This is a genomic window from Paenibacillus sp. NRS-1782 (assembly GCF_050467685.1).
GTDB lineage: Bacteria > Bacillota > Bacilli > Paenibacillales > Paenibacillaceae > Paenibacillus > Paenibacillus terrae_A.
This window is the reverse complement of sequence record NZ_JBITPH010000063.1, coordinates 24,790-40,035: the sequence shown is the minus strand read 5'-3', so window position 1 is coordinate 40,035 and position 15,246 is coordinate 24,790. Positions and strand designations below refer to the sequence as shown.

Below are 15,246 nucleotides of genomic sequence, written 5' to 3'. Positions count from 1 at the left end.
TTTTCAAAGATCAAACATTTCTTTTTCGCCGTTTTTTTTCAGCAGCTATAAGATTATATCATGTTCATTTCAGAAATGCAAGCTTTATTTTTTATTCTTTTATAAAAATTATTGTACCCAAGCTTTTCACTTTCGAAACGGCTGTTTTGTTGTCAGCCAAAATAATATATCATATATCCGAACAACTTAGCAAGCACTTTTTTTGTTACTTATTAAAATCATCTTTTTGACCCTATCAAAGTCAGCAAAGGGGCACAAGCCCCTTGCGTTTTAGCTGGTGACTCCTTCGGGTTCAAATACTTCAACAGGCCAGTGTAACTCCACGCCTTGGCGAATCAGCCCGCTTTGAAAATTCCCCAGATGCTCTGCCGATTCGCTGACTTCTATCGGGAATACTCCGTTGGATACACAGTAGGCCGCCAAACTTCCCGCTGATTCACCTATATTCCACTCCGTAGGGTGCAGCCGATAGCAGCCATTTGCGATTTGAGTCATTCCTATATTTTTACAGGCGGGAAGCAGGTTACGCACTCTCACCGGAATAAGGGAGCCTAACGGAATTTCATAAGGGTAATTAGGAATGTAAAATGTCCGCTGAGATACAGTGGTCGGATGGAGGTCCAAATGATAGCTGCCTACACCTACGCTGTCCGCATATCGTTTTGGCCCATCGGTCCCCCGAAGCTCACGACTTACATCAAACTCAGATATCGTATACTTGGCTTGAATTCGGCGCGATTCGCGAATATAGGCGGTTTTCGCAAGACCATCTGAGGTGCCCAGGAAATCTCCACGGGGCCGAATACCCGGATAACCGAATCCTCCATCTAACCGGGGTGCTTCGGTCTGGAGCCAATAAATTAAAGAACGGGTCAATTCACGTGCGCCTTCTCTATGTCTTTCCTGTTCCTGAGCGTTAACACCGATTAACGGACCGAGGTAATAATCATTTTGCGCCCAGTTTAAAAGTGTCACCTCTCCATCATTTAATGGTTTGCTCCATATAGAAGGGTCCACAATGCGACGGTAATCCCACAAAGATACAATGCCCTGATCGTTAGGAAACAAAGTGAACTGTTTTAGTTTGCTGGTATCATCCGCATCCGTAGCAAACCAGCTCAAAATCGGGAAAAGGGAAAAGGAAGGAATATAATTTCTCCAAAAATCATATTGTTGCGGCCGTTCTATAATGAAGCTTCCTTGAGGGATGTAATCCACAGCCGCCACATGTGTGATAGACTGCATATCCATAGGGTCAGCGCACTCCAAAGCATGAGGCTCACCTGTATCATTCCACGACTCTGCTCCACTCGTATGCTCCACCCCCGCCATCGGAAGAAGATCCCCGCACTCTGTGGCATCCAGATAAAACGTTCCGTGCAGCACCATAACCCTACACCCACCATCAAGGCTATCCGAGGTACGAACAGTTACGGAGCAAATACAATCAGCATCCGTTTGAGCAGCTATGGGCACGGTATGGTAATATACGCGAACACGCCCCGTGTTCAAATAGGGAGCAAGCATATCCTCAAGCACCCGTAGAGCTACTCGTGGTTCATGAGCCAGACGGCTTACCCAACCGTTACCGGGATTAAGAATCGGGTCATTTTGGGCTTCTTCTGTTAAAGGATAGTTCTGACGGTAATAGTCACGCACACGATTACGGAACTCACGGTATGTTGCTGTGCAGCCAAACTGTTCGATCCATCGGTGCTCATCCGGGGGGACGGCCTGTGAGGTTAACTGTCCTCCCAACCAGTCCGTCTCCTCCGTCACGATGACTCTCATGCCAGCCTTCGCAGCCGCAAGAGCTGCCGATGTTCCTCCCAGACCTCCGCCAATCACAACAATGTCGGTATCAAGCCGATTTTGCGTCATGGTTCGTTCCCCTTTCATACTTGTTCTAGGAATCCGTTAGTTCAAAAGCAAGCCGTGCCGCACCAATGATTCCAGCGCGATTACCCAATAACGCCCGGTTTACTTCCGTTCCGACTCCCAGCTGTTGTAGGTGCTTTTCCAGCAAGGGCCACCAGACTTCTCCCGCATCTGCTACCCCTCCGCCTACGATAATAGCCTCGGGATCAAGGGTGACCGAGATATTGACCAGAAGCACGGCTAAATCTGCGGTGTAATCATCCAGTACCTGAAGTGCCTCCGGGTGACCATGAGCAGCCTCCTTCATGATCTCGACTCCCGAGCGATACGGTTTACCTGTGGTTTCTCTGGCCCTGCGTAACAGTGCGCTACCTGATACATACTGCTCGGCGCAGCCCTTTTTTCCACAATTGCAAGGAAGACCTCTTGGGAATAAAATACTATGTCCCCAATCGCCGCCGCTCCAATGAGCCCCTCTACACAACAATCCATGCTCCATATATGCGCCACCGACACCTGTTCCCAAGGTGAGCATGGCCAAGCGTTGCTTGCCCCTCCCCGCTCCCTGCCACGCTTCTCCAAGCAAAGCGGCATTCGCATCATTGTCAGCAACAGCACGCAAGACCAGATTCTCCCTCGCCCAAGTTACCAAGTGTGTGCCTTGCCAGCCGGGGAGATTATCCGTGGCGTACACAACCTCACCACTCTCCACGTTTACCCTGCCAGCCGTAGCAATCCCTAGAGCGCCGATGTCGTTAATGCCAATGGTGCTGATGTCTCTCAAGGAGCATTTCAGTCTTTCCACAGCTTCGGATACCCGTGACAGTACCCAATCACGCCCGCGAGAAGCGTCTGTATCCAACCGGATTTCATCAAGTACCGAACCATCTTGTTCCACTACAGCGGCCTTCACTGATGTTCCTCCAATGTCGATCCCTATGACTCTGTTCACAGCATCTGCCACTACAGCGTCCTCCTTGTTGCCAAACGATATCTACAAACACGCTCTTTTACGTAAAGCTTCTATAATAGCAAGTCATATACCACCACAATAACTAACGATAGGACACAGCCTAATAGACCAGTTCTCCGCTTAAAACCTCAATAACTTCGCTCAATGACCGCCCTCGCTGTTTTTTCCTTCATCAGTTTGGTATGACTCGTGTGCTTGCGAGCAAGCCCTTCGCAGAGGAGGTCAATGACAAATAGCTGCGAGATTTTGGCTCCAATCGAGCCTCCCTCCATCGGGGCTTCCTTGCCTGCGGTGAGCAACACGATATCCGCAATGGAGGTGATAGGCGATTTTGCATAATTGGTGATCGCGATAATGGTCGCGCCGTTTTGCTTGGCTTTGTGCAGCATGTCGTTGGTATCCAGCGTGCTTCCCGATACACTGATACCGATAGCCACATCTCCGGGTTTCATGGACACCGCCATCATCGACTGGATATGTCCGTCTGTCACGGCTTCGACACGCCGCCCGATTCGTAAGAAGCGGTTTTTGGCATCCTGCGCAGAAATCCCCGAAGCACCTACACCAAAAAATTGAACATAGCCTGCCTGGTCGAGACACGCTATCGCACGTCCAAGCTCTGAACGGTCCAGCAGTCCCATACTGGAGTGCAAAATATCAAGCATATTGTGATACACCATGCGAGTAATATCATGTTCATTGTCAGGGTCGGTGTTTTCCCCACCTGTATCGGTTTTGCAATAAGTCTGGTTTTGCGCCAGGGATAGTCGGAAATCCTGATAGCCTTTAAAACCGATTTTCCGGCAAAAGCGCATGACGGTCGTCTCACCTGTACCTGCAAAATCAGCTAGCTCCGTCACGGAGAAATATATGATATCTGCCGGGCGCTCCAGTACGCACAAAGCGACCTTTTGCTCTGATTTAGTTAATGAAGGAAAGTACGTATTAATTCGGTCGTTCATCTCCATAGATGCATTTCACTGCCTTCCTTGCTGCATCAGCAAACCGCTGCGTGATCAATTGGGGTCTGGTAATCGCCGAGCCTACAACCACTGCATGTGCACCCAGCCGGAATGCTTCCTCCACCTGCGCCGGCTCATGGATTTTGCCCTCCGCAATTAAAGGCACGGGAACCAGTTCCGACGCTCTCCGAACCAGCTCCAGATCGGGTCCATCCATCTGAGCAGAATATGGCGTATAGCCAGATAAGGTGGTGGATACGCAGCTTACGCCGAGGGAAGCGGCATGAAGCGCCTCCTCTAATGTGGATATATCCGCCATAGAGGCCACTCCATGCTTATGGGCGTAATCTATGAGCTGCTTCAGCCTGCATCCCCCCGGGCGCGGACGTGATGTAGCATCCAGGGCGATGATATCTGCGCCTGCGTCCACCAGCTCCTCCATCTCACGGAGGGTGGGCGTAATGTAAATATCGGAATCATCATAATCCCGCTTGATCAGGCCGATGACTGGCAGGGAAAGCGCCTGTTTGATCGCACGCACATCTGCTGCGCCATTGGCGCGAATGGCCACAGCTCCGCCCTGCTGAGCGGCACGTGCCATTTTGACCATGGAATCCGATCCGTGCAGCGGTTCATCGGGTAGCGCCTGACAGGATACGATCAGGCCGTGCTGAACTTGTGATAATACAGCTTCCATTCCCATTGGGATCACCCTCTCTCTTCCGCATGATGCCGTACGGTCAATCCGACTTCAAAGGTGCGGTTCCACGGCATATAGCAATCTGTAATTTCCACGTGACCCTCCGGCCCGTTTACATATTCGTCGAGCGCCTGCTCCAGTCGTCCGCGAATGACCGCAGCAACCGAGCCTCTCTGTCCATCGAGCATAAACTTGTTGAAGCCCATTTGTTCCACAAGCCCGTTATTCATGGCGGTACGCACCACAGAGCAATAACATGCATCTTCGGCGTAACGCAACCCCAGAAAATCCAGATGCTCTGTTGTAGGCCCGTAGTGGCTATACAGCATGGACTGGGCAATGACGGTTCCCAGCGTATTGGAGCTGGTGTTCCAGCCTGCATAGCCTGCCAGCTCAAAAAGCAGCCCTTTTTGCTTCAAAAGTCTAAGCAGCTTAAGATCGGCTCCGTTGGCATAGCCCACATCAGCCACTGCAATGTTTTTACCTGTATGTCGCAGCATATGGGCGCCGTATTCGACTAGCTCCACCACGTTTCGATATACATCATATCCGGCCATTGCACGCTGTTGAGATGATGCTTCTGCCATGGTGCCTCCGGGCGTGTTAGCCAACAGAATCAAATCAGCCTCTGCCGCTGAAGAAGCGATTAGTCCACCTGCCGCCATAATCTGGTATTTTAACGTTTCATAAAAATAGCGATCCTCAAAAAGCGGAATCACGAACGCTCCCTGCAAAGCGGACAGCCTCGGATAGACAAGTGGTACTGTATTCTTCGCCTGGTTCACCCACCGTGCCAGCAGCGTACAGCCGACTTCGTCTGCCCCCGGATACATGTACACGCTCAAATCCAGCTCAAGATTGGAAATACGTTTTCTAAGCCGCTGCTGATCCTTGGCGGTATAGCCGTAGGGGGCGGAATCATCTTGCGGGATGATCATAAAATCAATGACACCCTCTGCTACCAGCTCCAGTGCGGCTTCATTAGCTTCCAAATTCACACGGCGACGGCCCAAATAATCCTCCAGTATCTCTACAGGCAGACGTTCGTTGATGTCGGATAATTCAAGAAGCTCCTCTGCTGTGGCAATATCCAACTCCTGACGATGCTCAATAAAGCCCTTCCTGAATATCTCGCGTCCCCAATCGGCGTAGTAATCCGGTTCTTCGTCAGCCAAAGAACATTGCGGACAGCGCATAATGAGTTGAAAAGCATATAAGGTCATCTGCGGATAAAGCCGCTTGAGCCTGCGAAGTCGATTCACCTTGTCACCGACCTGCTCACTTGTCATTCCATGCAGACGAGATGGTACGATTCCGCCGTACAGAAGCGTATCCATCGCAATAATGGCTCCATTGGCTCCTGCTGCACGTTCTTCGAGCCAAGCCCACAGTTGGGTCGTATCACCGGGGATTTTCTTTTGTCCCATCCATTCCATCGGGGGACGCTCGATTTCCAAATCTGTGCCCTGCGCCAGTAAATAAGGAAATTCATAATTACAGGGCCGCTCATCCAGCGGCACAAAAAGCACACGAGTGTTTGGCTTCACCACACGCATCCACCTCTCCTGAAAATGTCCGTTATCCTAACGGCAAATGGTTATTTTCAGGGCAGCTATGCTGCCTTGGTTTCTTAATCTATCGTTAAAATGCTCACAAGATCAGTCGATACTTGCCTTGTTCATCCTGAGCGACGTAGCCCCACCGCTCGGCTGCGCGGATCGCCGGATCACTGCCGAGCCGAGCCTTCGTCTCCAGACAGGCAGTGATACAGCGCCGGAGTTCGCACACAACTTCGTCGGGCAGGAGCACAAGCCCTTGCCCGCCAACCACTTCCGGCGGCATACTGCTCTCCTCTGCCTGCATACCGCTCTGCCGCTCACTGCTGACCACAGCTTGGCGCAAGGTACGCCACAGATCAGCGTCCAGCTCGGCGCGTTCCAGCCACGGCGCGGCCTGTGCTGCGAAGCCTGCCGCCGGATCATCGGCGGGTACTTGCCGCAGGGCGCTCACGGCTTGGAGCAGCCGCTCAAAGTATATATCCAGCGCCGGGATATCGCGCAATTGCAAAGCAAGGTCCACGTCCTCATACGCGCTGCCGCCCAGTCGGCTGTTCCTGTTTTGACGGCAGAAAAACATCAGTTCCTCCGCACGCTCCCCCGCTAACTCCCGCACCGCCCAATCCCAAGAAAGTTTCGGCATGTACCGCTCACTGTTCCACATATAGTGGGACATCGTAATGAGCGTTACTTTGGAGCATTCCCACTGATTCATCGGGTTGGCTACCATACCGGTATGTCCGCAGTCTGGAAGCCCGGAATACCGCCCGCGCAGCGGATCGAGGAATAAGCGATCACGGTCACAATCATTCACCGGAATGTTATCCCACAGCCACAGCTCATGCCCAAAGAACGCATGATTATCGGCGGCGTGCTTTTGGCTAATATGCGGAGCAAACACAAAGTATCCGGTCCAGAACACCTTAATCTCCGGGTGCAGCCGCTCGCGGAAGTCCTTTTTGTACTCGGTATCCCAATACGACCAATATTCAGAAGGACAGACTGTCAGCGTAAATTCAGGCAATCGCTCCTTCAGCCATGCATGCACCTTGTTCGTCAAAAAGACATGAGCGTGGCCCGAGCGGCCCAGCAAATGTCGATTTTCTCCTTTTAACACATAATCAATATCATCCATTAATATGGAAAAATGGCGCACGCCAATGGCAATTACAGCCGCCAGCTTTTCCGTCAAGCTAAGGAAATCTTCATCGCTGCCAAAGCTCAGGTCATTCCCCGGACTGATGCAGTAATGAAAATCCACCTCATACTGATCGCAGGCTTCCTTTAAATCGCTAATCTGTGCAAACGTGTCTTCCGGGTACGGCTCCCTCCATAGCTCCCGATGATACGGGTCATCCTTGGGAGCATACATGAAGGTGTTCATCCGATGCGCAGCCATAAAACGGACGGCATCCAGCCGATCCGCCAGGCTCCACGGTTCTCCGTAAAAGCCTTCAATAATCCCTCTGACCGGAAAAGAAGGCTCATCACGAATAGAAACTACTGGCAGTGTACATCGCTCTTGTTCGACTTGAAGCAGCAAATGCAGGGCATTCATGCCGTATTTGAGCCCTCTTTTATTAGCAGCATGAATTTCAATTCGACCTTCCTTGTGAATCTCCAAACGGTAGCCGTCTGCAACGAGCGCTCCATCGTACTCCAGTACCAATTGCACGCTACCGCGTGTTTCGGTCGGTACACCCGGTCCCGGAGGCAGGATCAGCTTGATCGGCCCGTCGGGGTCTAGATCGCCTTCATATTCCTGATTCATCCCGAAGCGGGAGGACAGCTCACAAATCAAATGTGGTTCGGATATGACCAGCTTTGCCCCACTGTCATACACATCACGAAAATAATATTGAATCTCTTGCGTTGTTAGCCCCACACGGGAATTGGACCGCGTTCCTTTCGCCAGCTCCATCGTAACCGTCTCCCCTTCCATTCACGGATCGTCCGCATCCGGTATTCCCGGTCTAGCCTTTTACTGCACCCGCCAAGCCTTCCATATAGTAGCGCTGTGTGAACAGGAACAAAATAATGATCGGCAGCACCGAAATCATCGTCCCCGCTGCAATCCAGCCGAAGTTATAGGCAAATTGACCATTGAGATACGTGAGCGCAGCCGCCAGCGGGTATAGCTCCGTGTCGTTCAGAATAACGATAGGCCACAGGAAGCTGTTCCAGAACGACATAGCCTCCAGCAAAGAAATGACAGCGAGTGCTGGCTTCACCAGCGGTAGCACCAGCTGCCACCAGATTCGGAATTCCGAAGCGCCGTCCATTTTACCGGAATCACGCACATCGGTAGGAATATGGATAAACGTCTGCCGCATCAGAAAAATGTTGAACACAGAGACAGCTCCAGGCAGCACCACACCCAAATACGTATTGCCCAGATGAAGCCCCTGAATGGTCAGGTAATGTACGATGAACGACGTATATGAAGGAATAATCATGGTGGAAATGAGCAGCGTGAATACCAGATTTTTACCCTTAAAACGAAATACAGCCAAAGGATATCCCGTCAGACTGGCGAGCACCACATTGAAAATAACGCCAAGCGCCGTAATGATCACCGTATTCAGCATATACTTCGGAAAGTTCATAAACTGCCATACCTGAGCATAATTTTCAAAATCAATAAAAGTCGGAAAAATCGCCGGTGGCGTTGAGAAAATATTGCGTCCCGGCATAAGCGATACGCTGAGCAGCCATAGGAACGGTCCCATTAAAAAGAGAGCGAGCAGCACCAGCAGTACATAGATCAACGTCATCCTTACAACTCGCCCCAGGCTGCGAATGATGATGCTATTTTCGTTTTTGGGAAGGGGAGACTGTAGCATTTTGTCATCCTGTACATTCATCAATAGGGATTGACACCGCCTTTCCTATTGAATCGAAATACAATAATACTGAGCACCGCAATGACTGCACCGACAATTAAGCCGAGCGCTGAAGCATAACCAAAGTTAAACTGCTCCATGCCCTTTTGGAAAATATACAGGCTGGAGGTCAGCGTGGCGGTTCCCGGCCCGCCCTTGGTCAGCACGTACACTTCATCGAACACGCGAATAGCCGCCATAAGCGATATGAGCGTACAGAACAGAACGTAGGGTCTTAATAACGGGAGTGTAATATGGACAATTAGCCGCCAGGGGCTTGCTCCATCTACTCTGGCTGCTTCGTACAGGTCTTGTGGAATGTTCTGCAAACCGGCCAGATAGAGCATCATATAATACCCGAGTCCCTTCCACATCGTGATGAACATGAGTACATACAAGGCCAAAGAGCTGTCTGACAGCCAGTGAATGTCCTTACTGATCAAGCCTACCTGCATGAGCAGATAATTCACAACGCTGTTATTGCCAAGCAACCAGCTCCAAATCAAGGCCACAGCTACCATCGAAGTAACGACAGGAATGTAGTAGGTCGTACGAAATATTTTAATTCCCGGTATACGGCTGTTCACGAGCACGGCCATCAGGATGGAGAAAATTTGAAGAAAGGGGACAATGAGCACGTACACCAATGAGTTCCAGATCGAAATGAGAAAGTTGCGGTCCTTAAACGCTGCCTCAAAATTATCCAGACCGACATAATGGGTATCCGATATGACCGAGTAGTCCGTCAATGCCAGCGGAATGCTGTAAATAATAGGCCAAAATACAAAGACAGCAAGCAATAACAGTCCCGGCGTCATAAAGGCCCAGGCCGTAAAGGATTCCGACCTCAACCATTTGATCATGCTGCATCACCACCCGATTTTGATAAATGAACAGGAGAGCCCTTGTATGACTCCCCTCTGCTGAACCTATTGCTTTAAAATATCATTCACTTCCTGCTCCAAAGCAGTAAGCGTCTGCTTCGTGTCCGTTCCGTTCAATATAATATTTTGAAAAGCACGCGTAACAGCACTGTTCACGTCTTTGGCATTAGGAACACCCACCATGTAGTCTGTCGCCTTATCCAAGCTTTGTGCGGATACCACTTTCGCTTGTGCTTCCAGCGATTGATCAGACTGTGTGAAGTACGGGTCTTTAATGGAATCCTTCGTGGAAGGTAGCGTATTAGCCGCTTTGGAAAAGGCCGTTTGGCTCTCCGCATTTGTCAGGAAAACAGCAAACTTCACCGCTTCGTCTACATGTGCAGACTTGGTTGGTACGACCAGATCCATGGTGTTGGACAGCCGTACATCAGCTTTACCTGTAGGTGAAGGAACGGCGATTGTGTTCTTGTATACGTCCGGCGCAGCCGTTTTGATAAAGTTGATGAACGTCGGGCCTGCCAGCTCGAAAGCAACCTGCTCACCCGCATAATATTTCACTTGCTGTGAAAATTCAGCGTCCTCCTTGAGCACGATACCGTCTTCCATCTGCTTTTTGAGATTATCAATCATGGCGACTGCTTCCGATGTATTGAACGCCGCTGCTGTCTTCTCTTTATTCAAAATCGGAATCCCGTCTACGGCAAAAAGCTTGGATACAAGCTGCTGCGCATAGCCTGCTTTACCGATTTTTCTATTAATCTGGCGGCCCCATTCAGACAATTCCTCCCGCGTTTTGGGCGGATGGGCAGGGTCTAGTCCGGCTTCCTTCACCAGCTTTGAATTCATGTAGAGCACTTCCGTGCCGGTATACCAAGGTAGTGCATATGCCTTGCCGTTAATAACGGTGGAATTATAAATACCGTCGAAATAAGCAGCCTTTTCCTCTGGAGACAAATGCTCATTCATATCCACAACAGCACCCTTGGAGCCCATTTGGCTGGCAAATTCCGTATTGAGATTCACTACATCCGGACTGCTGCCACTGGCGATACTCGTCAACAGCTTGTTGGTCACTGCATCATAAGGGTAATCCTTCCAGTCAATTTTGACATTGGGATTCTTCTTCTCATAATCGGCAATCACCCGATTGAAATACGGGGTGAATGTAGGCTGTAGCGCGATGGTCCAAAATTGCAGTGTCACTTTTCCTCCGTTAACGTTTTCCGGCTTTTTGCCTCCGCCACCGCAGCTGCTCAGCAGCACAACCAGCGCGAGCATAGAAACAAGCAGCCGTAACCTGCCTTTCGCTTTCTTCGTCACATGGTGACCCCCTTATTCTTAGTTGATTAAGGCAAATTATAGCAGAAATACCGTTGGAGAAGGAATGTTTTTTCAATAAAATAAATTTAGAAGGAATAATTTTTCTATGATTAGACATCAAAAAGACGCCTCCGTTAGCAGAGACGCCTTCTTTCCTCATTGAACCTGCTGAGGGTTCAAGGCTATTTAATAATATGGGGCCATGAATACGTACACGAGTACCCCGGTCAAGCTGACATACAACCAGATCGGCATGGTCCAACGTGCAATTTTGCGGTGTTTCGCCACCTGCATCGTCCATCCCCATACAACCGTGAACAGGGCCAGCGGTACGATAATAGCAGCCAATATGCTGTGTGAAATCAGCAACGTAAAGTAAATCGGCCGAATAATCCCCACCCCGCCAAATTTTGCAGTGTCCGGCGAAATATAGTGGAAGGTCAGATAGGAAAACAAAAATAAAACAGTGCTGGCGAAGGCCAGTAAGACAAATGTTTTATGCACTTTGACGTTCTTCTTGATAATGGCAACCAACGCCGCCACCAGAAAAATAAACGTGAAGCTGTTAAAAATCGCATTCAGCCTCGGGAAAATAGTGATATCGAAGCTAACACTACCCTGGTATCCAATGGGCGAAAAGAACAGCAGCAAAATAATCACGTTGGCTATAATGGAAACGGTGATAATCAAGGCTGTGAAATTACGATTGCTCGTTGGAACGTACTGCTTGTCCTCACTCGCTTTATTCATAATGAGCGTCTCCTTCGTTTAAATTCAAACTTTTCGTTTTCGGTTGTGATAATAACCATACTATATTATATAGAACCCGAGGACGGCCTGTGAAGTGACAACAGTATGAACAATTTCACAGCCGACAATTTTAAAATGTGCTTTAGCATCTTAGGATAACCATTTTCGGGGCTTTGTACATGCAAAAAACACCGGGAAGGTCTGAATTCCTGTCCATCATCCACCATGACTACCGCATGGTCCTCCTCGCGAATTTGTCTCATGAAACCGAGCTCCCTTCTGCCGACAATTAGATATCCTTATCATTCCCCGATTGGAGGTCCGACGAAACATCTCATACATCAGAATTTGCAAAATCCTCACATAAAAAGAAGCCATTCGTTGACACTATCCTTATTCCAAAAAGGTGAGGCGAGGTGTTGTATTTGTGTTGGGAAATGAAACCCGTGATCCCGTTTGAGCCAGTGCAAAGTGAACAAATCCCTTCGGAGGGCCTGTGGCGGTACGAAATAAAATGGGATGGAACAAGAATTTTGATATATCATAATCAGGGTAGCACGCGTCTGTTTAACCGGAAGCAGCATGAGCGAACACTTTTATACCCGGAACTCACTTCATTTTCCTCATACTGCCAGGCCGATTCGGTCATTCTGGACGGGGAAATGATCGCACTGGGAGCCGATGGTAAGCCCTCGTTTCATGACATTATGCGCCGCGACCTGATTCGTCGAACAGATCGGATTCAAGCGGCTTATGAAGCTGTGCCTGCTACGTACATGCTGTTTGATATTTTGTATTTGAATGGGGAATGGGTTCACCGTAAACCACTGGCACAAAGGCTCGAATTATTGCATCAGGTTATCCTGCCGAATGAACGGGTTCAACTGACTCCTGCTCATCCTGATGGACAAGCTCTGTTTCAGGTGATGCGCAGCGAAGGGATGGAAGGTATCGTATGCAAACGTTTAGACAGCCCGTACACATTTGGCGGGAAGGATGGTCGATGGGTCAAGGTCAAGAATTATGGCGATAGTATCGCTGTTATTGGAGGCTATACTTTAAACGGAGGCGTCATCAATGCAGTGTTGCTGGGCCTGTACGACAAGCAAGGAGGGCTTCGATACATTGGACATGCAGGCACGGGAAAGCTTACGCGAGAGGATTGGCGTCAGCTTACGGAGAGACTGAGACCGCATACCATTTCAGCGCGACCTTTTGTCAATGAGCCAGATCGTCATCTGGATGCATTATGGGTACAGCCTATGTATACCGCCAAGGTTCAATACAGTGAGTGGCGATGGCAAGAAGGGCGTACCCTCCGCCAGCCCTCTATACAGGCTTTTGTAAATCAGGACGTAGGGCAGTGCATCGGACCTTGGTCATGATAAGTTGTGCAAATATATTTAAAAAAAAGCGGAATAAAGTTTGTATAAATCATTGCAACCAGTGGTTAATTAAATTACAGTTAACTAATTAACTACATCGAGGTGGATCGCATGTTCTTTTTCTTGGACTCCGAAATTCGTCAACTGGCCTATAATCTGTTCCCAGGTGGCAATAAACCAATTGGTGTTTTGGTTGAGCTATTTTCAATAACGTATGAAATTCGTAAAGGCATGGAGAAACGTTCACGTGAATTCGGGCTCTCCTATGGGCAATATATAGCGCTGTGTGTGCTTTCTGCGCAAAGAGATGAAATGTCATCTCCTTCTGCTCTGGCTGAGAAGATGGGTGTAAGCCGGGCAGCGATCAGCTCCATGGTCATTTCCCTTGAGCAAGATGGATATATTAACAAATACGATGATCCGAATGACAAGCGGGGCATATTTGTATCGTTAAACGATAAAGGAAGAGGGAAAATCAATCAAATGGACCCCTTTTTTATAGGACTGGCCTCACGCCTGATGTCGGACTTTAGCGAATCGGAAATCTGCGAGTTTCAAACCTACCTGTCACGCGTACGGTCTGCATTTGAAGATGTGAAAGGTTCGCGTCTGACTGATCCTAGGGAGGGAGAAGAAAAGTCGTACGACGACTGAGATAAAGATTGCTCGCATATCCACTGGCGGAATGGTGGAGACGTGCGCTGATGTCGCGGACAAAAACATATACGCTTGAGCATTTTGCATTTACGCATCAGAGACGTACTGGTAGAATTGAAGATATAAAAAAAGAAGCCCCTGCTTCCGCTACTTTAAATGTAGCTGGATTCAGGAGGCTTCTTTTTTATTGTAGCCTGCTTCCGAATTACAGACTGTTAAAAGCGTCTGTCAGTACAGGTACGATCTGCGATTTGCGGGATACGACACCTTTCAGAACAGCTTTGTTGTCGTCGAGCTGCACATTGTAGGCCTTTTCGACCGCTTGTGCTTGGCTTCCCAGCGCAATACCAATGGAATTACTGTTCACAATATCTGTTACGACGAACAGGAACAGATCCAGATTTTTAGCTGCAATCGTTTGGGACAGCGCTGCTTCCAGCTCAGATTGACGGGACAGCACATCGTTCACGTCTACCGCGTTCACCTGCGCAATTTCCACTTTACGTCCGTTCATCTGGAATTCCTTCGCATCCAGACTCACCAACTGCTCAATCGAGTGACCACTTAGATCAGCTCCTGCTTTCAGCAGATCAAAGCCGTAGCTATCTGCATCCACACCAGCGATTTCAGCCAGTTCACGGGCAGCAGCTACGTCTTGGTCGGTGCAGGTTGGGGATTTGAACAGCAGGGAATCGGAAATAATCGCAGACAGCATCAGACCTGCGATTTCTTTCGGAACCGCTATCCCGTTTTCCTTGTACAGTTTGTTCAAAATCGTGGCTGTGCAGCCTACAGGCTCAGCGCGGAAGTACAACGGCTGGCTTGTTTCAAAGTTAGCGATCCGGTGATGGTCGATGACTTCAGTTACACGCACCTTGTCAATGTCAACCGCACTTTGCTGGCGTTCATTATGATCGACCAGAATGACGCTGTCTGTTTCCGCAGCAACCTGTTCAACCAGACGCGGTGCACTCACTTTGAAATAATCCAGTGCATACTTCGTTTCCCCGTTTACCTCGCCCAGACGAATCGGCTCCACGTCCGCGCCCAGTTTGGTTTTCAAGTCTGCATAAGCAATAGCTGAGCAAATCGTATCCGTATCCGGATTTTTATGCCCGAAAATCAATGTTTTTGCCAACATAATCGACTCCTTTGCACTAAGCATTTTACATCCTCATAAAATATCAACAATTCCAATGCAGATTATATCATTAAATCTCGTATTCTCCCATTCCCCTTTGAATGATTTCAAAAATAATCTAGTAAATTCATAACATTCCCATGGAATATGTACGTGAA

The 15,246-nt window shown here is 49.1% G+C and carries 14 protein-coding genes; 3 read left to right on the top strand and 11 right to left on the bottom strand.

Going from position 1 to position 15,246, the window contains the following annotated elements:
* Window positions 1-230 (top strand): hypothetical protein (locus tag ACIFQM_RS22935; RefSeq protein ID WP_430066173.1); only part of this gene is annotated, 230 nt, incomplete at its 5' end.
* 40 nt (window positions 231-270) lie between these two features.
* On the opposite strand, the gene ACIFQM_RS22930 is transcribed toward ACIFQM_RS22935, so the two are convergent.
* From ACIFQM_RS22930 to ACIFQM_RS22885, 10 genes are all read right to left on the bottom strand, one after another.
* Window positions 271-1,881 (bottom strand): FAD-dependent oxidoreductase, encoded by a 1,611-nt coding sequence (locus ACIFQM_RS22930; RefSeq protein ID WP_430044484.1) that lies wholly within the window; start codon window positions 1,879-1,881, stop codon window positions 271-273.
* Between the two features lie 25 nt (window positions 1,882-1,906).
* Window positions 1,907-2,842, bottom strand: coding sequence for an ROK family protein (locus tag ACIFQM_RS22925; protein WP_430044486.1), 936 nt, complete (start codon window positions 2,840-2,842; stop codon window positions 1,907-1,909).
* Between the two features lie 137 nt (window positions 2,843-2,979).
* Window positions 2,980-3,819, bottom strand: a complete 840-nt coding sequence (locus ACIFQM_RS22920) for a MurR/RpiR family transcriptional regulator (RefSeq protein ID WP_430044488.1) — start codon at window positions 3,817-3,819, stop codon at window positions 2,980-2,982.
* Window positions 3,797-4,516: an N-acetylmannosamine-6-phosphate 2-epimerase gene (locus ACIFQM_RS22915; RefSeq protein WP_430044489.1), complete on the bottom strand. Its 720-nt coding sequence runs from the start codon at window positions 4,514-4,516 to the stop codon at window positions 3,797-3,799. Before ACIFQM_RS22915 ends, ACIFQM_RS22920 begins: the two co-directional genes overlap by 23 nt.
* Before the next feature lie 5 nt (window positions 4,517-4,521).
* Window positions 4,522-6,063, bottom strand: coding sequence for a DUF4127 family protein (locus ACIFQM_RS22910; RefSeq protein ID WP_430044490.1), 1,542 nt, complete (start codon window positions 6,061-6,063; stop codon window positions 4,522-4,524).
* Window positions 6,064-6,163: 100 nt separating this feature from the next.
* Window positions 6,164-7,990 carry a beta-N-acetylglucosaminidase domain-containing protein gene (locus ACIFQM_RS22905; protein WP_430066171.1) on the bottom strand — a complete coding sequence of 609 codons (1,827 nt, stop codon included), beginning with the start codon at window positions 7,988-7,990 and terminating at the stop codon, window positions 6,164-6,166.
* A 52-nt stretch (window positions 7,991-8,042) separates the two neighbouring features.
* Entirely contained in the window at window positions 8,043-8,933 is an 891-nt protein-coding gene (locus ACIFQM_RS22900; protein WP_430044537.1) for a carbohydrate ABC transporter permease, read from the bottom strand.
* Window positions 8,933-9,814: a carbohydrate ABC transporter permease gene (locus ACIFQM_RS22895; protein ID WP_430044493.1), complete on the bottom strand. Its 882-nt coding sequence runs from the start codon at window positions 9,812-9,814 to the stop codon at window positions 8,933-8,935. Before ACIFQM_RS22895 ends, ACIFQM_RS22900 begins: the two co-directional genes overlap by 1 nt.
* Before the next feature lie 66 nt (window positions 9,815-9,880).
* Complete coding sequence (locus ACIFQM_RS22890; protein ID WP_430044494.1) at window positions 9,881-11,155, bottom strand: ABC transporter substrate-binding protein; 1,275 nt, start codon at window positions 11,153-11,155, stop codon at window positions 9,881-9,883.
* 186 nt (window positions 11,156-11,341) lie between these two features.
* Entirely contained in the window at window positions 11,342-11,905 is a 564-nt protein-coding gene (locus ACIFQM_RS22885) for a DUF420 domain-containing protein (RefSeq protein WP_430044496.1), read from the bottom strand.
* Between the two features lie 437 nt (window positions 11,906-12,342).
* On the opposite strand from ACIFQM_RS22885, the gene ACIFQM_RS22880 reads away from it, so the two are divergent.
* Window positions 12,343-13,290: a DNA ligase gene (locus tag ACIFQM_RS22880; RefSeq protein ID WP_430044500.1), complete on the top strand. Its 948-nt coding sequence runs from the start codon at window positions 12,343-12,345 to the stop codon at window positions 13,288-13,290.
* Between the two features lie 111 nt (window positions 13,291-13,401).
* Window positions 13,402-13,944, top strand: coding sequence for a MarR family winged helix-turn-helix transcriptional regulator (locus ACIFQM_RS22875; RefSeq protein ID WP_430044502.1), 543 nt, complete (start codon window positions 13,402-13,404; stop codon window positions 13,942-13,944).
* Window positions 13,945-14,152: 208 nt separating this feature from the next.
* On the opposite strand, the gene ACIFQM_RS22870 is transcribed toward ACIFQM_RS22875, so the two are convergent.
* Window positions 14,153-15,088 (bottom strand): manganese-dependent inorganic pyrophosphatase, encoded by a 936-nt coding sequence (locus tag ACIFQM_RS22870; RefSeq protein WP_430044504.1) that lies wholly within the window; start codon window positions 15,086-15,088, stop codon window positions 14,153-14,155.
* Between the last annotated feature and the right edge of the window lie 158 nt (window positions 15,089-15,246).